Annotated in this window: 22 protein-coding genes; 10 read left to right on the top strand and 12 right to left on the bottom strand. The window is 41.2% G+C overall.

Translation table 11 applies throughout. The annotated features are described in order from the left end of the window. The first annotated feature begins 1 nt into the window (after position 1). The 3 genes from GWK08_RS13120 to GWK08_RS13110 all read left to right on the top strand — a co-directional run bounded on the left by GWK08_RS13120 (position 2) and on the right by GWK08_RS13110 (position 2390). Positions 2–1399: an RtcB family protein gene (locus GWK08_RS13120; protein WP_163607681.1), complete on the top strand. Its 1398-nt coding sequence runs from the start codon at positions 2–4 to the stop codon at positions 1397–1399. Positions 1400–1515: 116 nt separating this feature from the next. Continuing rightward, positions 1516–2046, top strand: coding sequence for a hypothetical protein (locus GWK08_RS13115; RefSeq protein ID WP_163607680.1), 531 nt, complete (start codon positions 1516–1518; stop codon positions 2044–2046). 77 nt (positions 2047–2123) lie between these two features. Beyond that, a complete protein-coding gene (locus GWK08_RS13110; RefSeq protein ID WP_163607679.1) occupies positions 2124–2390 on the top strand; it encodes a hypothetical protein in 267 nt (88 codons plus the stop codon). Here the strand turns inward: GWK08_RS13110 and GWK08_RS13105 are convergent. Beyond that, positions 2387–3067 carry a hypothetical protein gene (locus GWK08_RS13105; RefSeq protein WP_163607678.1) on the bottom strand — a complete coding sequence of 227 codons (681 nt, stop codon included), beginning with the start codon at positions 3065–3067 and terminating at the stop codon, positions 2387–2389. The genes GWK08_RS13110 and GWK08_RS13105 overlap by 4 nt on opposite strands. 12 nt (positions 3068–3079) lie before the next feature. Further along, entirely contained in the window at positions 3080–3595 is a 516-nt protein-coding gene (locus GWK08_RS13100; protein ID WP_163607677.1) for an RNA polymerase sigma factor, read from the bottom strand. A gap of 172 nt (positions 3596–3767) precedes the next feature. Here GWK08_RS13100 and GWK08_RS13095 point away from each other — a divergent pair, with 172 nt between their 5' ends. Continuing rightward, positions 3768–4139, top strand: coding sequence for a carboxypeptidase-like regulatory domain-containing protein (locus GWK08_RS13095; RefSeq protein WP_204336068.1), 372 nt, complete (start codon positions 3768–3770; stop codon positions 4137–4139). A 2-nt stretch (positions 4140–4141) separates the two neighbouring features. Here the strand turns inward: GWK08_RS13095 and GWK08_RS13090 are convergent, their stop codons facing one another. The 5 genes from GWK08_RS13090 to GWK08_RS13070 form a co-directional block, all read right to left on the bottom strand. Beyond that, a complete protein-coding gene (locus GWK08_RS13090; RefSeq protein ID WP_163607675.1) occupies positions 4142–5230 on the bottom strand; it encodes a DNA helicase PriA in 1089 nt (362 codons plus the stop codon). A gap of 78 nt (positions 5231–5308) precedes the next feature. Then, positions 5309–6448, bottom strand: coding sequence for an SPFH domain-containing protein (locus tag GWK08_RS13085; RefSeq protein ID WP_163607674.1), 1140 nt, complete (start codon positions 6446–6448; stop codon positions 5309–5311). A gap of 113 nt (positions 6449–6561) precedes the next feature. After that, on the bottom strand, positions 6562–7101 hold the full coding sequence (locus GWK08_RS13080) for a class I SAM-dependent methyltransferase (protein ID WP_163607673.1): 540 nt from the start codon (positions 7099–7101) through the stop codon (positions 6562–6564). 5 nt (positions 7102–7106) lie between these two features. Then, positions 7107–7667 carry a TVP38/TMEM64 family protein gene (locus GWK08_RS13075; RefSeq protein ID WP_163607672.1) on the bottom strand — a complete coding sequence of 187 codons (561 nt, stop codon included), beginning with the start codon at positions 7665–7667 and terminating at the stop codon, positions 7107–7109. A gap of 403 nt (positions 7668–8070) precedes the next feature. Further along, positions 8071–8802, bottom strand: a complete 732-nt coding sequence (locus GWK08_RS13070) for a metallophosphoesterase family protein (RefSeq protein WP_163608258.1) — start codon at positions 8800–8802, stop codon at positions 8071–8073. Positions 8803–9138: 336 nt separating this feature from the next. On the opposite strand from GWK08_RS13070, the gene GWK08_RS13065 reads away from it, so the two are divergent. Beyond that, a complete protein-coding gene (locus GWK08_RS13065; RefSeq protein ID WP_163607671.1) occupies positions 9139–10086 on the top strand; it encodes a carbohydrate kinase family protein in 948 nt (315 codons plus the stop codon). Between the two features lie 3 nt (positions 10087–10089). Then, the gene (locus GWK08_RS13060) at positions 10090–12033 is read left to right on the top strand and encodes an alpha-amylase family protein (RefSeq protein WP_163607670.1); all 1944 of its coding nucleotides are present in this window, start codon (positions 10090–10092) and stop codon (positions 12031–12033) included. 11 nt (positions 12034–12044) lie between these two features. Here the strand turns inward: GWK08_RS13060 and GWK08_RS13055 are convergent, their stop codons facing one another. From GWK08_RS13055 to GWK08_RS13035, 5 genes are all read right to left on the bottom strand, one after another. Beyond that, positions 12045–13508 carry a 2OG-Fe(II) oxygenase gene (locus tag GWK08_RS13055; RefSeq protein ID WP_163607669.1) on the bottom strand — a complete coding sequence of 488 codons (1464 nt, stop codon included), beginning with the start codon at positions 13506–13508 and terminating at the stop codon, positions 12045–12047. Beyond that, positions 13493–14149: an HD domain-containing protein gene (locus tag GWK08_RS13050; RefSeq protein ID WP_163607668.1), complete on the bottom strand. Its 657-nt coding sequence runs from the start codon at positions 14147–14149 to the stop codon at positions 13493–13495. Before GWK08_RS13050 ends, GWK08_RS13055 begins: the two co-directional genes overlap by 16 nt. Positions 14150–14213: 64 nt before the next feature. Beyond that, positions 14214–14792, bottom strand: coding sequence for a Crp/Fnr family transcriptional regulator (locus GWK08_RS13045; protein WP_163607667.1), 579 nt, complete (start codon positions 14790–14792; stop codon positions 14214–14216). A 125-nt stretch (positions 14793–14917) separates the two neighbouring features. Continuing rightward, entirely contained in the window at positions 14918–15508 is a 591-nt protein-coding gene (locus GWK08_RS13040; protein ID WP_163607666.1) for a YceI family protein, read from the bottom strand. A gap of 95 nt (positions 15509–15603) precedes the next feature. Then, positions 15604–16737, bottom strand: a complete 1134-nt coding sequence (locus tag GWK08_RS13035) for an AraC family transcriptional regulator (protein WP_163607665.1) — start codon at positions 16735–16737, stop codon at positions 15604–15606. Positions 16738–17206: 469 nt separating this feature from the next. Here GWK08_RS13035 and GWK08_RS13030 point away from each other — a divergent pair, with 469 nt between their 5' ends. The 4 genes from GWK08_RS13030 to GWK08_RS13015 all read left to right on the top strand — a co-directional run bounded on the left by GWK08_RS13030 (position 17207) and on the right by GWK08_RS13015 (position 20857). Next, the gene (locus GWK08_RS13030; RefSeq protein WP_163607664.1) at positions 17207–17743 is read left to right on the top strand and encodes an RNA polymerase sigma factor; all 537 of its coding nucleotides are present in this window, start codon (positions 17207–17209) and stop codon (positions 17741–17743) included. Further along, the gene (locus GWK08_RS13025; protein WP_163607663.1) at positions 17740–18354 is read left to right on the top strand and encodes a HEAT repeat domain-containing protein; all 615 of its coding nucleotides are present in this window, start codon (positions 17740–17742) and stop codon (positions 18352–18354) included. The genes GWK08_RS13030 and GWK08_RS13025 overlap by 4 nt, the downstream gene beginning before the upstream one ends. A 4-nt stretch (positions 18355–18358) precedes the next feature. Then, complete coding sequence (locus tag GWK08_RS13020; RefSeq protein ID WP_163607662.1) at positions 18359–19294, top strand: DUF4097 family beta strand repeat-containing protein; 936 nt, start codon at positions 18359–18361, stop codon at positions 19292–19294. A 684-nt stretch (positions 19295–19978) separates the two neighbouring features. After that, the gene (locus GWK08_RS13015; protein ID WP_163607661.1) at positions 19979–20857 is read left to right on the top strand and encodes a LamG domain-containing protein; all 879 of its coding nucleotides are present in this window, start codon (positions 19979–19981) and stop codon (positions 20855–20857) included. The last annotated feature ends 38 nt before the right edge of the window (positions 20858–20895 follow it).

Here is a 20895-nt window from a genome sequence, read left to right as displayed (position 1 = left end):
TATGGCAAAACTAAAATTAAGAGGTAAAGACCTCATCAAAATAGGATATCCGCAGGGAAAGGCAATTGGTATTGCCATAGAAGTAATGCTGAGACATTACAAAAGAGAAAATAAGGAAAAGGTGATCCAAAGGCTGAGAACCCTGCTGAAAGATCCTGAAAAATACAGAGAGGATGCTGTTTTAGGCAAAATAGCGGAAGCGCTTATCTCTCCTGTAAAAACGGAGGCCCAAAAGCTGAATACGCACAGGGTTCCTTACAGGATCTTCGGGGAAGAGGAGATCAGCGATGAAGCCAAGCATCAATTATTTACGGCGCTTAAATTGCCGGTTGCCAAAGGGGGTGCCCTGATGCCGGACGGGCATTCGGGCTACGGCCTGCCCATAGGCGGAGTACTGGCTACCGAAAACGCGGTAATCCCTTATGGGGTTGGTGTTGATATTGGCTGCAGGATGTGCCTGAGCATGTACGATATTCCTCCTTCCTACCTGGAAGGGCAAAAGGATAAATTTATAAATATCCTAAAGGAGCATACCCGTTTTGGCGGGAAAGAAGTCCATGCACGTCCGAACGACCATGAGGTATTTGAACATGATGCTTTTAAGAGTATTCCAACGGTAAAGCAGTTGAAGAGCAAGGCTTACCGGCAATTGGGAAGCTCAGGCGGAGGGAATCATTTCGTGGAGTTCGGAACGGTGGAGATCACAGATGAAACCAATGAATTCGGTTTGCCGAAAGGGGTTTACCTGGGGGTTTTATCACATGGTGGTTCCAGGGGATTGGGTGCCAATATTGCAAGGCATTATACCCGTCTGGCCATGAAGCACACTCCCCTGCCCAAAGAGGCCAAACACCTGGCCTGGCTGGACCTGAATACCCATGATGGAATGGAGTACTGGATAGCGATGAACCTGGCCGGCGATTACGCTTCGGCTTGTCATGATGATATCCATAAAAGGATCTCCAGGGCCATGGGTTCCCGTCCGCTGGCAAAGGTTGAAAACCATCACAATTTTGCATGGAAGGAGCTTATAGACGGCAGGGAACTGATCGTACACCGCAAAGGTGCTACTCCGGCGCAGGAAAATGTGCTGGGCATCATTCCCGGTTCTATGACCGCCCCCGGATATATTGTGAGGGGAAAAGGAAACAGGGATTCTCTCTTTTCGGCTTCTCACGGAGCCGGTCGGGCATTAAGCCGGACAAAAGCCAAACAATCGGTTACGAAAAGCGAGCTTAAAAAAGTGCTTAAAGATCACGGAGTAAGCTTGCTGGGTGGCGGATTGGACGAAGCTCCGATGGCGTATAAAGACATCGGAAAGGTGATGGCCGGCCAGACCGAACTGGTAGAAGTGGTTGGAATGTTCAAGCCGAAGATCGTGAGAATGGATAAAGGATAATTAATAGTGCATTAGGGATAGGAGCGATATCCTTTTAATCTTGGGATTAAAAGATAAAGCGGATAGCCCGGCGGGAGGGCTTTGGCCTTCCCGAAATGCCCAAAAAAGAAAACAAAATGTCAATTAATACATATGAAGTATTGTACATTCAGGCATTGGATAATTATCCCTACAATGTAGAGGAATGCATTGAAAAGTTACAATACGTGATCAGTGCGAATAATGAGCATACAGGAGCGCATTATTTGCTGGGAAGGATCTATGAGGAGCATCTTTCCGATTATAAAAAAGCGAGGTATCACTATGAGATGGCATTGTACCTGGATCATGAGTACACGCCTACTTACTACAGTTATACCGGATTTTTGATCAGGCTTAACCTATTGGAAGAGGCTGAAAAAGTAATCGGTATCGGGATGGAAATACCCGGTATAGACAGGGCATCTCTATGGTCTTTGAAAGGTCTTTTATACGAAAAATACGAGCTGTATAATGCGGCCATCGAAGTGTATAAAGAAGCTAAATTAATGGCTTTGAACGCCGATGTAACTTCCGACATTGACCTGCAGATCAGACGGGTAAAAGACAAAACGGAACAGATAAAGAAAATGTCCGGATCCAAAAAAGGCAGCACTAAAAAGAAATAGGTGCTGCCTTTTTTTAAATTCCAATCCCGATAGCTATCGGGACCAAATTCCAAACTCCAAATTCCAGGTTCTGAAGTATGGTGTCTATGCTAAGGGTCATTGCGAGCCTGCCATCAGCAGATGAGCAGAGCGCTGCAATCTTTAAATTACAGGAAGCTACGGAAAGATTGCTTCGTCGCTTCTCTCCTCGCAATGGCGGGAAGTACAGGCCCTCATCCCAGTCTGCATGTAAGCAGACTGACCTTCTCCCCGAGGGAGAAGGGGTCTTTTGTTATGAACATTCTATTTATGATATCTTTCCTCTCCCCCTGGGAGAGGATCAAGGTGAGGGCTTTTTATATTAATTCTCTTTTTTAAACTCCTCTATCTCCTCAAGAAACCCAAGGGCGTCATTAATATTCTTCCCTACGGAATCTTCGGTAAGCAATGAATCCTTTTCCAGGGCTTTCCAGAACCTGGATTTTGGTTTTTTGCTGCTGTATTTCCTGATGATCCATAAGGCAAAGGGAAAATAGGCCAGCACAAAAAGAGACTGAATAATAACAAACAAAGGAGAGTTCTGCCAGAGAATAAGCACATCTATCTTAAGCAGGACAATAACTCCCAGCCAGAAATACAGGTGACTGAAAATAAAGATAAAGCGGTAGTTCTTTAACTTACTGAGTTTAAGTTTCTGGATATTCTCCTGTATCCTGGTAACAGGTTCATTATAATCTACTTTCAGGATAAGTCCCATATTGTGCGAACCCCAAAATGCTGTAATATAGGTAAGCACGGCAAGCATGATGGTTGGGATAAGGATCTGTGGCCTCTCGTAATGGGTAATGGCGGTACTTATGAGAAAGATCCCGATAAGGTGCTGGATAACGATCCAGATAATGCCACCCGTTTTTATTTTCCTGACTGCCGACTGAACCTTATCCATTTTAATTTCCTTTAAAATGCGGTAGTTCAGTGCCCAGTTGGCTTCGAGCTTTTCGTCGTATTTATTCCATATATCTTTTAAATCTGAGGTATTCATGATGTTCGTTCTTTAAATTGATTTTTCCATTTGCTCAAATTTTTGCTTGAGCTGTTTTTTGATCCTGTTGATCTTGGTGGATACATTCGTAACCGTTATCCCCATGATCTCTGCTATTTCCTTATAGCTGTAATCGTCCAGGTACAACATAATGAGTGCCCTGTTCAGGTCGTTCAATTCCCGTATAAAACGGTACAATAAGCGGGTGTTCTCTTCTAAATGCTCATTATCTTCAGTATCAAATACTTCAATAAGATGAGACAGAGATGAAAAATGATTGTCAGCATGTCTTTTTGTTTTTCGATAATAAGAGATAGCCACATTTAACGATACTCTGTACATCCACGTTGATAAACGGTACTTGCTGTCGTAGCGGTGAAATGAAGTCCACAGCTGAATTATGATCTCCTGCATCAGGTCCTTACGGTCTTCAGGATTCCGGCAATACAGATTACACACTTTAAAAAGGATCTTTTCATGAGCCTTCAGTGTACGGAGAAACTCTGGTTTATCTATGGGTTTGTTCATCATTATAAAGTTACTATCTATTTACATAATTTAACCTGGTGTCTGATCAAACAAATAGCGCTTTCTATCTTATTATTCGCAGCAAACATTAAAAAGTCACACGCTCTTTTACTTTTTTACGCAACTTTTTAAAAAAGAATGCATCTTTTAATTAAACCAATAAACAGCAATGATGAAAAAACTTATTTTATTACTATGCCTGGCACTTGTTTCCTGCGACTTTAATGACGGCTCCAATGATGATGATCTGGTCTGCACCGCCCAGTTTGTTTACGGTCTGGTTGTAACAGTAAAGGATGCATCGACCGGAGAAGACCTGGAAGGTGTTACGATCACGGCAATAGACGGGGAATACGAAGAGACACTTATGGAGTCCGGACCCGGTCCTGTAGTCTATCTGGGAGCCGGAGAAAGACCGGGAAATTATACGTTGACCATACAGAAAGAAGGTTTCCAGACCATTGTAAGCACATTCATTAATGTAACGGCAGATGTCTGCCATGTGGTCCCTCAGGAGCTGTCCTTTAATTTACAGCCCAACTAGGCTTATTTGGCAAAAACGGCAATAAGCGTAATGATAAGAATTACGAAGAGTACCAGGAAGAATACTTTCCAGAAGGAAATCGGGTACTTTCCGGATATCTGTTCGGTCTGTCCGTTTATATAAAAGTGATACTCCTTGTTGTTATAGCGATAGGCACTGATATATACCGGAAGCAGAATATGTTTAAAGGTCTCGTCGCTGAGTTTAATATCGGTATAGGTAATCCTCTGGGTATCTCCCCCGATATCCCGGCGTATCCAGTTATGGGCAATATCCTTGGCCTTCTGAAATGACAAATGATGCCCGTCCTTAAGAGAGATGGTGTATTTTTCTGTTATAAATCCGGCTAAGTATTTCTGGTTAAAGGGGATCAGCTCCTTGATATCCCAGTGAGAGATCTTTGCCGGGATCTCCCTCCTTTTCTTTTCGGAAGCATTGATCAGGATATCGTCTATAAAACCGCTAACCTGTCCTGAAGCAGGGATCCATCGTGTTTTTCGAACCTGCCGGGTCTGCCATCCCTTAGATGTTTTTACCCGCTGGGTCACGTAGTAATAATCGCCCCTCATTCCCTGATAAGTGGAAAACAGATTGCAATCGAAAGTCCAGTAGGGAACATAGAGGCCGTGCAAACCTTCCGGATTTAAAGCAGCCTTCTTGAGTTTATTGGGAGCAAACCATATTCTGCCCACCCAGTTCTTAAAGATCTGGCCTGCTTTCTTCTGATCGAACTGAAAAGGGATCAAAGCCTCGGGAAGGATCCATCCTTCTTCCTGAACATCCTCCAGGATAAGGGGTTCACTGCAGTAGGCACAATGCAGGGATTTGTAATTTTCCTCTACATGCTGATTGGCCCCGCAGTTCTTACATTGCAGGAGGCTGATGGTATCGGTATGTGCTTTATTCCCGACCAGGTTCAGGTAATGATTGAGTTCCAGTTCCTCAAAGCTGTTCTTACTTTGTTCTATAAACTCCTCATACCCGCAGTAATCGCATTTTATCTGATCCGATCCGGGTTTGTATTTCATCTCCGCACCACAATTGGCACAGGCTTTTTTTAATTCTGATTTTTTGATCTCCTGTTCCTGCATCTGTATTCAGATCATTTTACAAAAGCAGGGAGAGAGATCCTCTCCCATACTTCTGCATTCCATATAAAAAATAAATGATTACGCATTTGGCAGGGGTGGCGGAGTGCTGCCCCCTAGGAAAAACTTCAATTCATCTACATCTTTCAGCGCAGCCCAATTGTCCATTCCCTGTTTCCATACCAGGGAATCTTTATTAATGGCACGTTTCGCAAAGAGATCCTTAAGGACATCTATGGTAACCGGGCCTGCCTGTTGTCCGTTTACTGCATAATAGTATTGAGTTTGGACGGGGAGGGCGGGTGGGGTTCCTGCATTGTTCTGAGGAGCCTGCGCCTGCGTTTGTTGCCCGGCCATAGGGTTCATCATATTTCCCATTTGCTGGGCCAGGACAAATCCCATTCCCATTCCCATACCTGCTCCGGCAGTACCTCCTTCATTTTTGGCTGCCGCCTCCATGGCTTTGGCAGCTTTAAATTGCGCCAGCTTGCCCATATCGAGTTTATCCAGTCTGCTGTATTCAAAGATCTCCTTCTTAAGTTCTTCCGGCATGGATACGTTCTCGATATAGAAACGTTCCAGTTCTATTCCGACACGCCCGAACTCGGGCTGCATAACATCCTGGCAGGTTTCCGATAGTTCGGTAGTATTGGCGGCATATAATTCTATTGGAATATTAGCCTCTCCGACCGTATCCGTAAAACGGGTTGCAATGAGGCTCTTTAAGTGTTCGTTTACTTCGTAATTGGTAAAATTGGCATCGGTACCCACTACATCCGTAATGAACTTCCCGGCATCGGAGATCCTGAAAGAATAGGTTCCGAAAGCCCTGATCTCTACCAGGCCAAAACGTTCGTCACTTAAAGTGATCGGGTTCTTTGTTCCCCATTTTTCATCCGTAAATAAACGGGTATTCACAAAATAAACTTCCGCTTTGAACGGGCTGTTAAATCCGTATTTCCATCCTTTAAGGGTAGCCAGGATAGGCAGGTTCTGTGTATTGAGCGTATAGGTTCCCGGTTTAAATACATCGGCCAGTTGTCCTTCATTGATAAATACCGCTACCTGGCCTTCTCTGACGATAAGTTTTGCCTCGTTCTTTATTTCATTCTGATAGCGTTCAAATCTGTGGACAATGGTGTCGTTGGTGTCGTCCAGCCACTCAACGATATCTATAAATTCATTCCTGAGTTTTTTCTTTATTTCGTCAAAAAGTCCCATAATTTATGTTTGTTTTAATTATAGGTACAATTTAGTAATTATAAGTTACAGAATGCGGGGATATTTTTCATTTTTAATGAAGAATTAAGCATGAAAAAAGTTTTGTCCGGGCCTTAATTAATACAGGTATAGATAAATGCCGGCGGAAGATTGAGCAGGCAGAAATTGGTTGTAAATTCGGCAAAACTGTTCTTCAGGAAATTCATGTCGTTCTTGGAATACTGATACTGAACAAATTGCCCCTCAGGTTTAAGCACCTGACGAACATCACTCATTAATTGTTTCTTAAACGGAAAGTCGATAAGCGTAAGCGGCAGGCTCGAGATGACCATATCTACCTCATCTTCCTTAAAATCGGTGGAAATCCCGGAAACACATTTGTTTAAAACATTAAGCCGGTCGTCATTAATATCATTTAACATGGGAAGGAAGGTCTCATTGATCTCATATGAGTACAGTCGGGAAGCTATTCCCATTTTGTTCAGGATCTGCTTGGTAATGATCCCGTCTCCGGCCCCTAGTTCTACGATCACCATTTCTTTATCCGGATCAAGGCTTTGTGTTAGTTTTTCTGCAAGAAACCTGGAGCTTCTGAAAAGACTACCGGTTTGTTTTAGATTTTTTACTGCACTCAGTGTGAATAATTTTGACATAGTCACTAATTAATTAAATAAGAACCCCCGTAAATATATAAGGCGCAAAGTATTAATTCTCCCAATAATATGGAAAAAATAAACACAGATACTTTTATTTTTAGCGCTCCGGCTACATAACAGATCAGATCTGTAGGTACCAGAGGAAAAAATGCCCAGCCTATAATATATGCAAAACCGTACTTTCCATTGAGTTTTTCTTCAATTAATGCTATTTTTTTCGACTTTTTCGAGAAAATTGCCGAAAATCCTAGCTTATCGGAGAAAAAATATATCAATAAGGAAGAGCTGCCGATCCCTATCAGGGAGATCGTAAGTACCTGTAAAGGTTCTGAAGGAAATAGCAATACTCCGGCAAAGATCAAAGGTGTACTGGGTAAAAGCACAAAGCCCCTCAGAATATGGATAGTCAGGTAAACCAGTAAGCCATAATGTTCATATCCTGAAATATAATCTGCAATGGCTTCCTTGGAAAAAGAAGACGGGTTATACAGATATATGCCAATACAGATTACTATGGCTGCTATCCATAACAGCCTTGCATATTTTAATATTAGTTGGTTCACTATTGGTTGGTTGTTTTCTAATTGACGATACAAACTATATTTAGTTACAATATTTAACAGATTTATATTACAAGTCCCTGGGTTACAATACCTTTTAAAGCAACTTTCGATCTCAAAACTAAAGGGATGGATCCGATCTGCATAATTATTTTGACAAACGAGCATTAAACAGGGCCGGAAGTATAAAATTTTATGACGAATGTCTTTTAGCCTGAAAAACTCGTTGTTCGTTTGTAGACTTATCCGACTCATCCTGTCATTTATTCAAAACCACTGCCAAAATAAGCTGGGGAATGACCATGAATGCGCGTTTCCAGGCCGAGACCATAAGTATTTTTCCGCCCGAAACAGGGCCGGTAACTATACAAAAAGTGAATTTTAAAAACTGGAACAGTCCGGCTATCTAATTCCGTCCGTTTTCATCCGGATAGAGTTCGTTCACCGGGTCGCTCTGCCAGAATTCCTTGGTAGCGACATTCATCAGGGTTAGCGGACTCTTATAAGCGGCACCTGTATCTATATTCCATATATTGGCTGCATGTATAGGTGTCGTTTCATTTAGTCTGATGGTCGGTGTATGGCCTATAAATATCTCCTTATAATGAAGTAAGCGCTTGGGATATCTCAGGTCCTCTTTGTCGAGTTCCGGGTCCAGGGAAAGTGCCGTTTCCCATAGAGAGCGGTCCCAGTAGAACATTTCCGGGAAATACTCCCTGGTCACACCGTGAATACTGGTAAAGCCGGCATGGACATACAGATTATTTTCTTCGTCCAGATAGTAATTCCGCAATCTTTCAAAAAATTCGAGATGTTTGGTTCGTATCTCCTCCGGCTGCTTTTCATAAGCTGCCACCGTTGCCGAACCTCCGTGAAAGAGCCATTCCTTGTTGGAAGATCCATCCTTTAACCATTCATAACACAGGTCGTCGTGATTGCCTTTAATAAAAACACAATCATGGGTCTCATTCAGTTCCATAAGATATTCAACAACTCCCGGCGACTGACTCCATCCATCTACATAGTCTCCCAGGAAGATCATCTTATCTGAGGTAGTGACCCCCGCCCGTTCCATAACCTGTTTTAATGCTTTTAATCCTCCGTGAATATCACCAACGACTAATTTTCTTTTTATCATTGCTTTAAGTTGACTTGATCTCAGTAATCCTGTAGTCGACCTCCCCACTATCGACATATCAAAAATACTGAAATGCCCTGTTTTAATCCCTAAAGTTTTGATAAAAAGCACTGAATTTATATTCCTTCTTCTTTCCATATTCATTTTTCCGGGCATTCTCTACAGAATTTAGATGCAAATCGTATCTTTAACCAACTGTGTGTAAAAATGCAGTCCGGTTTTGATAAAAAGCACCGTCCGCCAAGGCTTTTTACCATCAGATAGTGAGACCTGAGATGGGCCAGGCAGACCTCCTTTTTCAATACCTTCTTTTAAGTAATTCATATTCATAACAGGATGAAAAACATTTACTGTATTGGGGAAATGCTTATCGATTTTGTTGCGGAACGGCAGGGAAGCGATCTAAGCAAGGCAACGGAGTTCACCAAAAAGGCAGGAGGTGCTCCGGCCAATGTTGCTGCGGCCATAGCCAAACTTGGCGGGCAGAGTTATTTTGTGGGTTGCGTGGGAGATGATCCCTTTGGTAATTTCCTGATGAATACCATGGAAGATCACCGGGTTTCGGTTTCCTTTGTACAGCGAAGCAGTACGTTTACCACCCTGGCATTCGTATCCCTGGCAGAAGATGGCGAAAGGGATTTTGTCTTTAGCAGAGGGGCCGATAAGGAACTGGTATTCGACCCAAAACTGGCAGCGCTTTTCCCGGGGCAGATCCTTCATTTCGGAGCGGCTACCGCTTTATTGGGAGGTGAACTGGAGAAAGCTTATTCGCAATACCTGCAGGAAGCTTTTAAAGTCAAAGCTTTTATCTGTTTTGATCCTAACTTCCGGGGCGATCTCTGGAAACAGCGGGAAGATGAATTTGTAAACAAATGCCTGCCCTTTATCGGGAAAGCCCACCTGTGCAAGTTCAGCCTGGAAGAAGCCCAGCTTATATCGGGAAAGAAAAATATAGAAAATGCCTGCCGGGAATTGCATCAAACGGGAGCAAAAGCCATATGCATTACCCTGGGGAAAGAAGGCACCTTACTGAGTACATCCTACTATCAGAAACAAATAGAAAGTATAGCGATAAATCCGGTAGATACTACGGGAGCAGGAGATGCTTTTATAGGTTGCCTGCTGAAGCAACTCTCCGAAGTAGAAGATCCTGAAACCGTATTAAAAGATAAAGAGGCCCTTTCCGAAATGGTACGGAAAGCCAATATTGCAGGAGCAATAACAGCTACTCAATATGGAGCCATTGCAGCCTTACCGGGCCCCGAGCAACTCAACGCATATTAAGGAATGAACCAGGCAGATATTCATAAGACCCTTCTCGAGCTTCAGGCAAAAACAGCCGGGAAATTCAGGCTGGATGATGTTCCCGAAGCCGGTCCGTTTGAAATGAGACTGGCCTCCAACCTTCCCTTTATCAAGAAGTTGTTTTTTAGTCTCTATCCCGAAGACGAACATCGGCAAGTTTTCGATAAGCTTCTGATGCAGCTATACGAATTGTTTATTTTCCGACCTGCCGATCTGAAACGATCCGACCTGAAACGAAGTAAGGACCCCCGCTGGTATCAAAGCGAAAAAATGGTGGGGATGCAGCTTTACACAGATCATTTTAATTCCGATCTGAAAGGGCTGATCTCCAAACTGGATTATTTTGAGGAGCTGGGAGTTAATTTCCTTCACCTGATGCCGCTGATGAAACGGCCGAAAGGAGAAAACGACGGGGGTTATGCCGTAAGCCATTATACGGAAGTAGACAGGAAATTTGGAAGTAATGATGAGCTAAAGGAACTAACCCGCAATCTTCGTAAAAAGGGAATGTTTCTGATGCTAGATTTTGTAGTGAATCACACTTCAGACGAGCACGAATGGGCTAAAAAAGCTAAAAAGGGCGATAAAAAATACCAGGATCATTACTATATGTTCCCCGATCGTACCCTGCCGAACCTGTTCGATCGCTCTATGCTGGAGATATTTCCGGAGACGGCCCCGGGAAACTTCACCTATGAGGAAAGTATTGAACAATGGGTAATGACTACTTTTAATTCCTATCAGTGGGATCTGAATTACAGAAATCCCGAAGTATTTCTCTCTATGTTCAAGAACCTCATCGATCTTGGGAATATGGGAGTAGATATTATTCGTTTTGATGCCCTGGCATTCCTGTGGAAAAAACTCGACACCACTTCCCAAAACCTGCCGGAAGCCCATAGCCTGATTCAATTATTCAGGATGTGTACTCAGGTGGTAGCTCCGGGGATGATCTACTTGGCCGAAGCTATCGTGGCCCCGAAAGAGATCGTTAAATACTTCGGGCAAGGCAACGAATGTGAGATCGCTTATAATGCAACTCTTATGGCTCTCCTTTGGGAATCTATCGCCACCAAGGAAACCCGGCTGATCAGAAAAAGCCTGTCTGAAGTTCCGTTAAAATCGGAGTTCGGTACCTGGATCAATTATGCACGTTGCCATGACGATATCGGTCTTGGTTTTGAGGATGAGCATATTTACGGGGTGGGCTGGGATGCTTCCGAGCATCGCAAATTCCTGATACGATATTACTGCCGGGAACTGGACTGGTCGCCGGCCAAAGGTCTTAAGTTTATGTACAATCCGGAGAATGAAGATGCCCGGATCACCGGAAGTATGGCTTCCCTTGCAGGACTGGAAACCGCCCTGGAGAAAAAGGACAAAAACGGAATCGCAGAGGCAGTGGCTAAAATTAACCTTCTTCACAGTATTTTGCTTTCCTACGGAGGTATTCCGATGATCTATTCCGGAGACGAGATCGGAACCCTGAACGATTATTCCTTCCTGGAAGATCCTGCCAAAAAGGACGATAGCCGCTGGGTAAACCGGCCTTATCTTCATTGGGAAACAGTTAATCAGCTTAAAAAAGGAAAAGATCATAGTGCCGATATATTTTTCAACCTGCAGAGGCTTATTGCCGTTAGAAAAAGTCTGCCGGTTTTTGCAGATTCCAATAACTGCAGCCTGGAAGACTGTCCGAATCCACACATTTTTGCCTTTATGAGATGGTCCCCGTCCGAGGACAATGTTTTGATGTTATGCAATTTTGACGACAACCCCCAAACCATAGACGGAGCCTGGCTTCAAAAGATCGGATTTCATATCCCTGCCGGATATACAGACCTTGCAAAAGACTGGAAAGCTACCCTTAAAGACGAGGTGCTCATCCTAAAAGCCTATGAGTTTTTATGGTTAAGGAAGGAGTAAAACTTATATGCTTAATTCTCTATTTTCCATTCCTGCATTTTACCCTCGTAGGAGCCACTAATGACAACCTTGTTCTTTTTATCATAAACGATAGATTGAACAAAATCCTGATGCTTAAACTCATTTAGCAATTCCATATTATGTAATGACCATACCCTTATTTTATTGTCCTCTGAAGCAGTTATGAGTTTTGAGTTTTCAATACACAAAAGATCTCTGATCACATCATCGTGTACCTTATACGATTGTATATAACTCCATTTACCTTTTTTATCAAATTGCCAAATGTTAAGTACCCCATATTGATCTCCTGCATATATTTTATCATCAATATTTAAAACAGATGTTAAAGGGGATTTGTTTTCATTCAACGTTGCTATTTCTTTATAAGCCATTAAATCCCACATTTTTAAACTACCATCCTGCGAGCAGCTAATTAAAGTATTTTCATCAATTCTGATAACCTTCCACACCCAGTCCTTATGACCTACAAGTTTATAAATTAACTCTCCTTTTGTACTGTATAATTGAATATCGAAATTGGAAGTAGTACAGACAAAAGTTTTTTCATCAATTTTCAACAAATCCAGAACAGTGTGGGCTTCTGTTGTGATCGTTTTGTCAAGCTCAAATTTATTATTAACCCTCTTCCATATTTTAATAGTTCCATCACGAGCTCCTGATATTATGTGGTTTTCGTCAATTTTATCAATACATAGGATTGAATTTTCATGCTGCTGAATTTTTTGTTTTAAATATCCACTATTCACATCCCAAACCCGAATACATTTATCTCTACCAGCAGATATAATTGTATCATCATTAAATTTTAATAACTTCCAAATATATCCCAAATGACAAGGTTCGTAACGCCCCGATACTTCCTTTTCCTTCCCACCAACTTTTTCGTATATAATATCGCTTCTTAAAATGTATTTTTCTCCCGAGATCACCCGTTCTCCTTCATGCCACAGATCATGATGGAAAACAATTAAATCTCCTTTATCAGGCCTGAATCTATGAAGTATATCACCATTTCTGGAAGCATAAAAAATAGTATCTCCTCCTTCATAACTATTTGGATCACTTAGATAGATCATAAAAGTCAATTTGGATTTAATTTTATCAGATACATGATAAACCCCATCCAAATGCCTCCCAAAAAACTGCCCCGGTAAATATCTACAAAATCTTACTCTTTCATTTATTCCCGAAATTCTCCATACCGAACCATCGTTTCTATCCACTATTTCATTAGGCAAAAATTGTCTGGATTTCTTAAACAGATATTCAGATAGTTTTCTATTGTCTTCCAAGAAACGCTCATTATTTCTATAATAAGAAGGGTAATGCATGATGGCTTTTGAAAAGTTTTTATCGATAAGGAACTGCTTAACCATTTTCTCTGATAAAAACTGGCGAATTACAAAGCACTTTTTTCCTTCAACTGAGAAAAGTTCTATACATTTATCCATACCCTTCTATAATTTTTAAGTTCTAATAAAATATTCTCCCTCGCCTGTTTTTCGAATTTGTTTCTGAACGGTTCAGTATGGAAAATAAAGTTTCGCTTTAATAATGACCTTAAGAACTTTTTCCTCCCATTCTTATAAACTTTCTCAGGAAAACAAATAAACTCTTTTCGTATTTGCCTATAGTATTCCTCATACTTATCGAAATGACTACCAAGAATAGACAAATCCATGTCCAGGAAAAAAAGAGTGTCTCTACTTTCAGAGCTCCCTATGTGAAAATGATCTTTGGTATTCCGGATGATAGAAGTCACCTTATCCGTTATGTCTTCAGGTACTGAAAGTTCATTCATTGCTTTTCTGGCTAGCAACGCACTTTTAATCTCATTATTGGTTTTTCCCGGAAAGTAAACAATATCATGAAAAAAAGCCGCAAAATAAAGGCTTTCCGGATTCTCCAGCTGCTTTTCGAAATCCTCGATCAGACAGCATAATTCTATTATATGTTCAAGGTTGTGATATGCCCTGTTAAAACTACTGTGTTTTGATACGATCTCATAAAGCCATTTTTCTCTTATGTTCTCCTCTTTAGAAAATCTTAAGGTGAGATTAAACCATTTGTATTCTAGAAATTTCAGATCCATAACTTTGAATTTGAGTCAAAGCTATGATCGACATGAAAGCCTCACATTGATCTATGATAAGAATTTAATTGCTGGATAAACTTTTTCTAATTCTGCTTAGAGATTCAGGTGTTACCCCCAGGTAAGATGCTATATAATAGTTCGGGATCCGGTTTATGAGTTGAGGGTATAACTGCAGAAAAGACTCATAACGTTGCGTTGCAGAATGATATTGAAGTGATTCTATTCGTTCCAGGGCCAACACATAATTTTTTTCAGCCAAAATGCGCCCGAACCTCTCGAAAGATTTAAATCTGTCATATAACTTCTGAAGATTGGAGCCGGAGATCATTATAATCTCAGAATCTTCGATTGCCTCTACATAATCATTCCCCGGTGTTTGGGTAAGAAAGCTGGAAAAAGATGAAATCAATGGGTTTCGTTCAGTAGTATTAAAGTAATCGGTTATTTCTTTATCCTGACCCAGATGATACACTCTGAAAATTCCGGACAAAAGAAACCCTACATGATGACACACCTTGGATGGAGTGGCAAAAAACTCTCCTTTTTTATACTTCTTAATCTCTATAAGTTGATAAAGAGCATGAAATTCTTCTTCCGAAAAGTCAACTATCTTTCTGGTAAATTCCCTAAACTGATTCAAAATTACCCTGTGTTTGAATCCAAATTTAATCAATGAAATTTAAAATCTCTTTAGATACTTTTCCATTAACAAAAAACCGCATATATTAGATCATATACGCGGCTTCCGGAGGGTAAGAAATTAACTTACGATCTTCTTGCGGCAAGTGCCCTTACCTTGATCCTTACTTCATTCCCGATAAAGAAAGAACCATTATCCATTTTCTTGTTGAATTTGATCCCGTAATCAAAACGGTCTATGGTAAAGTCTGTTCTGATCCCAATAGTCACATTTTGTGTAGGGTCCTTGAACGGCCCGAGTATTTCTACCGGGAAAGAGATATTTTTGGTAACTCCGTGAATGGTAAAATCGCCGCTCATCATTACTTTACCATCGCTGCCCTTACTCACCGAAGTAGATTTAAAATTAATCTCCGGATATTGCTCGGTATCCAGCCAGATCTTGCTTCTTAAATGTCCGTCCCTGGTCTTGTGATTGGTATCAAGACTACCCGCCTGGATGGTAATATCTGCTTTTAAGGTAGTAATATCATCTCCTTCTATACTGACATTCCCGTTAAACTCGTTAAAACGGCCGGAAACTTCTCCCACCATAAAACGCTCTACCCCGAACTCTATAAAAGTATGGCCTTTGTCCAGTTCGTAAGTATCGGTAGCCGTTTTAAAACTAAAAAAGGACATCAATGCCAAAAGGGTGCAAAATAATCTTGTTTTCATATCAATAAGGTTTTGTATGTTTTGAAAACAAGGATACATCTACCTCATAAAAAAGGCGACAATCATTATAGGGATTGCTCTCTTTTAGATAAAAATTAAGAAGAAAGGCAGGCCATACGAAAATCGGAGGGGGTTGTTTTTTCGTATTTTCTGAAGGCATTCACAAAGGAGGTCTTATTGTTAAAACCCGAATCGAAAGCCACCTGTAGCATGGTCAGATCCGGTTGGGATTCGATGATCTCCTTGGCTTCCTCCACTCTGTATTTGTTTACAAAATCGAAAAAGGAGGTATGTAAATGCTGATTTAAAAGCTGAGAAAGATGATGCGGGCTTAAATTAACAGATACTGCCAGGTCCTTTAAACGTAACTCATTATTAAGGTATGGTTTTTCAAGTACCATAAGCTGCTTCAGTTGTCCGATATGGCGGTTAACCGTATCCTGTTGAAGGGAAGATTTTGCGTATTTCTCCTTTTCTCCTTCCGAGGTCTTTTTCCATTGCAGTCCCGAAAAATAGAAGCCGATACTGTAGATAAGCACTCCCATGGGCAGGACATAAATATAATCGAGGTGCCTTCTGTAGATATCCGAAAAGAAAAGCAGGCTTAAAAAGACCGTGGCAAAGATCAGGATAAGCACCATGATCAGATTGAACCACCGCAGCCACCTCACATTGGAATCGGGGTTGGAATACTCATCCCGGATCTGTCCGGCATACTTCCGTACCAACCTGTGATTCAGAAAGAGATAGAATGCCAGGTGGATAAATTGTAAAACAAAAACCGTGGAATACAGATACTGAAAAGGAGTAACCACCTTCTTCCGGTAATCAAATACCGAAAGCATCCCGTAGTGTACCTGTCCCCTGCTTAACGAATCGGCGCTCAGGAGGGGGATGATCCAAACAAAAACCACAAAGGGGAGAAAGTGAAGTAGTTCCCTGGAAGAGAACTTCCATCCCGAATCGGTGATCGATCTTATATAAAAATACACCAGGGGCCCGGCCAGAAACCAGGATCCGTAACGGGTACCGTAAAAAACTGGAAAGTTAACACTGTATACATTTCTTATGGCCAGAAACTCCAGCTGAAACCAGCCGAATAAAAGGATCAGTCCCAACAGAAACAGGTTATGTCCCTTTAATTGTTTTTTAAATACGAAAAGCAGCAGCACAAAAACACCATGCGCAATAGCAACGATCATTAATATGGACCAGAGATCTAGTTTCAATCTTGTATTTTTTGTTTCCCTCTAAATTAGAAAATAAAATCGGATATCTTTTTAGCCAACGGTGAATAGCCAAAAGCCAAAATGACAGATAAAAAAGATAAATGAGTATTTAGAAGTGTGTCACTTCGAGCGCAGTCGAGAAGTACGATCTACGATTTTATATTTACAATTGTTGAATTTCCAAATCAATTCATCTCCAAATTATCAAATCCAACAACTGACAACCATCAACAAACAACTAACCGCTAAACACCCCTAAAGTCCCCTCAAGGGGACAATACTAATAGTTAACAGCCAATACTCAAATTCCAAATCCCAAATTCCAAGCTAACCGCTAATGGCTAATGGCTAATGGCTAATGGCTAAATTCCCCTTATTTTAACTTTTTTACATTTTTTAATAGTAATTTTTGAGACAAAAGTGAAAAAGCACAGTTAATAGAATAAACCAACGAATCAAATTACATTTTTTGGAGCATCTGGAACTCATAAAAGCGTGTAAGCAAAACAGCTATCAGGCACAAATAAAAGTATACGAATCCTATAAGGATATGATGTTTAATGCCTGCTGGCGAATATTGAGAAATGAACACGATGCCCAGGATGCGGTTCACGATGCTTTTATAAAAGCTTTTAAAAATATCCACAAACTGGATTATGACACCAACCTGGGGGCATGGTTAAAGAGAATAGTGATCAATCATTCTCTCGATCTTTTAAAAGCGAAGAAAAAAATAAAATGGCTGGAAGATACGGAGGTTGCCGACGGAGAGACCGATGAAAAAGATGATGATGCAGATCGGCAATGGTCGGTAGAACGTGTTAAAAAAGCCATAGACGGACTAAAGGAAAAGTACCGGATCATAGTGGTACTCTACCTGATAGAGAATTATACACATAAAGAGATTGCGCAGGCACTGAATTTGAATGAGAGCACGGTTCGCAATCAATATAAAAGAGGAAAAGAACAGTTGCAGCAGCAATTGAAAAATACAATACTGTCATGAGTTTGGAAAAGTATATAAGGGATCATAAAAATGCATTTGACGATAAAAAAATGCCTTCGGAAGCCACTCCGGTATTTGAGCAGATGCTTAAAAAAGAACTGCATCCCGAAAAAAAGAAAAAGAAGTTTCCTGTAAAATACCTGGCTATGGCCGCCGGTTTTGCCTTGCTCGTTTCTCTCGGATTCTTCTACAATCAGAAGCTGGAAAGAGAAAAGCAACAGAGAGATTATATGCTAACCGCCATGAGTGATGAAACTGCCAGCGGACGCTTGCAAGCCGTATACGAATATGAAGATGCCTATAAAAAAGAAGACGACCGGCTTTTAAAGAAACTTATCGAACTGCTGCATAAAGACGATAATATCAATGTGAAAATTGCGGCCATTGATGCCCTGATAAAATTTCCGAATAATGAGGAAGTAAGACTGGAACTTATCAAGGCCCTGGAAACAGAAAAGGAACCCCTGGTTCAGCTTAAATTAATAAAAACACTCACCATTTTAAGGGAAGAGCGCGCAAAAGAACCCTTGAAGCAGATTATTGAAGACAAACAAACGTTCCCCGTGGTGAAGGGAAATGCCACCCTGGCAATGAATAAACTTAAAAATTAAAAAAATGAAAAAGCTAATAGCAATATGTGTATTCCTAAGCCTTGTAACAGGTACAAATGCTCAGGATAAAGAAAAAAAGATCTCTTTTAAGAGCGGAGTAGTAAAAATATGTATGAGTTCTAATGTCCAGATCAGTGGTTATGACGGGAACGAAGTAGTTATCACTCAGGTAAACGGAGCCAGAAATTCTTTGTACAGACTGGTCCAGGGTAGCGCTAAAAGTCTACCTCAATCTCAAAACAATTTCGTGAAAAAGGATTTAGACTCAGCGATCTCGTATCGTTTGAGCACCGTATACAGAAATGTAAATGAACACAACCTGAAAAAAGGTTTAAAGAAACTGGGAACATCAAACGACCCGGCAGATAATCTTTATCTCGACATAGAGGAAAAGAACGGTCAACTGATCATCAAGGATCTGGAAAAAGATCCGAATGGCCTGACGTATACGGTTTCTGCATCGGCTAAATATCAGATAAAGATCCCTAATACCGTAAAACTGGAGTGGAACACCGGTAATTGCAAAAAGAGCAATGCCAATATCTTCTTTGTCTCTTCAAAACCCTGGGAGCTGAGTAATTTTAAAGGAGAAGTAGAGATCTCATCATCTTACGGTTCCATTTCCCTGGTAGATGTTAGCGGACCGGTACTGGTAAATACCGTGGGAGGAAATATCAAAGCTGTTTTTGACAAAACCACGCCGAACAGGTTATACTCCCTGATAAGCAATGACGGGCATATAGATATCCAGTTACCCAGCAGGGTGAGTCTCGACCTGGATGTTTCTGCCAGCGATATTTACAGCGACCTGGATTTCACGATCGTTACCGAAAACCTTCTGGGCAACAAAACCAAAAACATGAAGCTGGAGCTCAATGGCGGTAAAAACAAAATGAAACTGGATGCCGGATTCGGAAATGTATACATCCGAAAGAATTAATAGAGCAACACTTAACAAAAGCATAGCCCTAACCGGATTATTAAGTAAACTTTAATCAATTAATCCCCTCTGTTCAGGCCCCGGCCGGATTGGAGGGTTTTTTTCTTTTTATTTATTGAGAAAACAAGAGGGGTGAATATGATTGACGATTTTATATCTGCGATTTCAGATATATATCGCAGTTAAAGACGGAAGGGTTAAATAAACTCCCGGAGACTTGTTGTTCAGTTTAAAAAGAAATGTTATTCAACTCATTAAGATTTGTTATTCATCTCAAAATAAAAGGTTAAACAGTTTAAGAAGAGAAGTTAAACAACTCAGGAAAAAAGCTTAAACAACTTTTGGCGATTTGTTTAACCACTCTAAAAAAAGCCCTGAATACAGGGGTTCCGAGAGGTGATTTTCAAGCTATACAAATTGTCCCTTTGAGGATTTTGTTCTCCCCTGGAGGGGAGAAAACAAGAGGGGTGTAAAGAACCATCTCGTCTACTTAAGGTAGACATCCTCCTTTCCCTTCGACTGCGCTCAGGGTGACAAGTGTATCCGACTGATGATTAAACCCTCAAAATTTTAAACTCAGCATTCTTCAATCTCAAATCAGGATATCACAAATCGCCCTAAAAATTTTATATATTAATCCTTACCTTTAATGCTCTTTTAGAGATCATTAAACACTATAACATCATGCTTAAAATACCAACCATAAAACGCCTTGCGTTTTTCAGCTTTATACTTGCAATATCATTGGTTTCCTGTAAAAAGGACACGACCAATGCCGACCTTAAAGCGGCACTTACGCTCTATGCTTCTTTTGATAATGGAGTAGATGCCGATTTTGCCCTGGGAGACACCCATATGTACACGGTTCCTTCCCGAAGAATGAGAGATTCTGCCAAAGTAGGTCTTCACAAACCCGATATCAGCATTACTGAGGGTAAAGGACGTTATGGAGACGGACTTTTATTTACTGAAAGGAGTCCGGGAAATATCTATTACCCGAGTACAAATAACATTGCCTACAGCAAGGATAACTGGAGCGGAGCTATCTCTTTCTGGCTAAGCCTTGATCCGGAAACTGATCTGGAACCGGGTTATTGCGATCCTATTCAGATTACCGATGTTAGCTATAACGATGCTGCTATCTGGGTAGATTTCACCAAGGAGAATCCGAGGGATTTCCGATTGGGAGTTATCGGTGACAGAGATGTATGGAACCCGAATCCGGAAGGTCCGGACAACGAGAATCCTATTTTTATCGATCGGCTTACAGGAGTTAAGAATCCGCCTTTCGGAAAAGGAGAATGGACCCATATTCTGATCAATTTTTCAGGGCTGAATACCGAAAACGGGGAAGCATCCCTCTATATGAACGGAGAGTTAAAAGGAACCCGAACCGGTATCGCAACACCCTTTAGCTGGGAGCTGGATCAGTCTAACATATATTTGGGACTGGGATATATCGGGATCATGGATGACCTTTCCATCTTTAACCGAAGCCTGACCGATAAAGAGATCAGTACGCTTTACACTCTGGAAAACGGGGTTCACAGCATTCTTGAATAAGATACTTATATGTCACCCGGGCAGAGCCCGTATGTGGC

Source organism: Leptobacterium flavescens (assembly GCF_010671605.1).
In the GTDB taxonomy this organism is placed as follows: domain Bacteria; phylum Bacteroidota; class Bacteroidia; order Flavobacteriales; family Flavobacteriaceae; genus Leptobacterium; species Leptobacterium flavescens.
Note: the sequence above shows the minus strand (reverse complement) of the source record. Positions and strands in the feature narration are given on the sequence as shown.

Excerpts from the sequence above, each read along its gene's own strand:
- GWK08_RS13055 (WP_163607669.1), bottom strand. The coding sequence starts at position 13,508 with ATGGATAAATGTATAGAACTTTTCTCAGTTGAAGGAAAAAAGTGCTTT.
- GWK08_RS13115 (WP_163607680.1), top strand. The coding sequence starts at position 1,516 with ATGTCAATTAATACATATGAAGTATTGTACATTCAGGCATTGGATAAT.
- GWK08_RS13090 (WP_163607675.1), bottom strand. The coding sequence starts at position 5,230 with ATGCAGGAACAGGAGATCAAAAAATCAGAATTAAAAAAAGCCTGTGCC.
- GWK08_RS13100 (WP_163607677.1), bottom strand. The coding sequence starts at position 3,595 with ATGAACAAACCCATAGATAAACCAGAGTTTCTCCGTACACTGAAGGCT.
- GWK08_RS13020 (WP_163607662.1), top strand. The coding sequence starts at position 18,359 with ATGAAAAAGCTAATAGCAATATGTGTATTCCTAAGCCTTGTAACAGGT.
- GWK08_RS13070 (WP_163608258.1), bottom strand. The coding sequence starts at position 8,802 with ATGATAAAAAGAAAATTAGTCGTTGGTGATATTCACGGAGGATTAAAA.
- GWK08_RS13120 (WP_163607681.1), top strand. The coding sequence starts at position 2 with ATGGCAAAACTAAAATTAAGAGGTAAAGACCTCATCAAAATAGGATAT.
- GWK08_RS13060 (WP_163607670.1), top strand. The coding sequence starts at position 10,090 with ATGAACCAGGCAGATATTCATAAGACCCTTCTCGAGCTTCAGGCAAAA.
- GWK08_RS13105 (WP_163607678.1), bottom strand. The coding sequence starts at position 3,067 with ATGAATACCTCAGATTTAAAAGATATATGGAATAAATACGACGAAAAG.
- GWK08_RS13015 (WP_163607661.1), top strand. The coding sequence starts at position 19,979 with ATGCTTAAAATACCAACCATAAAACGCCTTGCGTTTTTCAGCTTTATA.
- GWK08_RS13085 (WP_163607674.1), bottom strand. The coding sequence starts at position 6,448 with ATGGGACTTTTTGACGAAATAAAGAAAAAACTCAGGAATGAATTTATA.
- GWK08_RS13040 (WP_163607666.1), bottom strand. The coding sequence starts at position 15,508 with ATGAAAACAAGATTATTTTGCACCCTTTTGGCATTGATGTCCTTTTTT.
- GWK08_RS13065 (WP_163607671.1), top strand. The coding sequence starts at position 9,139 with ATGAAAAACATTTACTGTATTGGGGAAATGCTTATCGATTTTGTTGCG.
- GWK08_RS13095 (WP_204336068.1), top strand. The coding sequence starts at position 3,768 with ATGAAAAAACTTATTTTATTACTATGCCTGGCACTTGTTTCCTGCGAC.
- GWK08_RS13080 (WP_163607673.1), bottom strand. The coding sequence starts at position 7,101 with ATGTCAAAATTATTCACACTGAGTGCAGTAAAAAATCTAAAACAAACC.
- GWK08_RS13050 (WP_163607668.1), bottom strand. The coding sequence starts at position 14,149 with ATGGATCTGAAATTTCTAGAATACAAATGGTTTAATCTCACCTTAAGA.
- GWK08_RS13025 (WP_163607663.1), top strand. The coding sequence starts at position 17,740 with ATGAGTTTGGAAAAGTATATAAGGGATCATAAAAATGCATTTGACGAT.
- GWK08_RS13110 (WP_163607679.1), top strand. The coding sequence starts at position 2,124 with ATGGTGTCTATGCTAAGGGTCATTGCGAGCCTGCCATCAGCAGATGAG.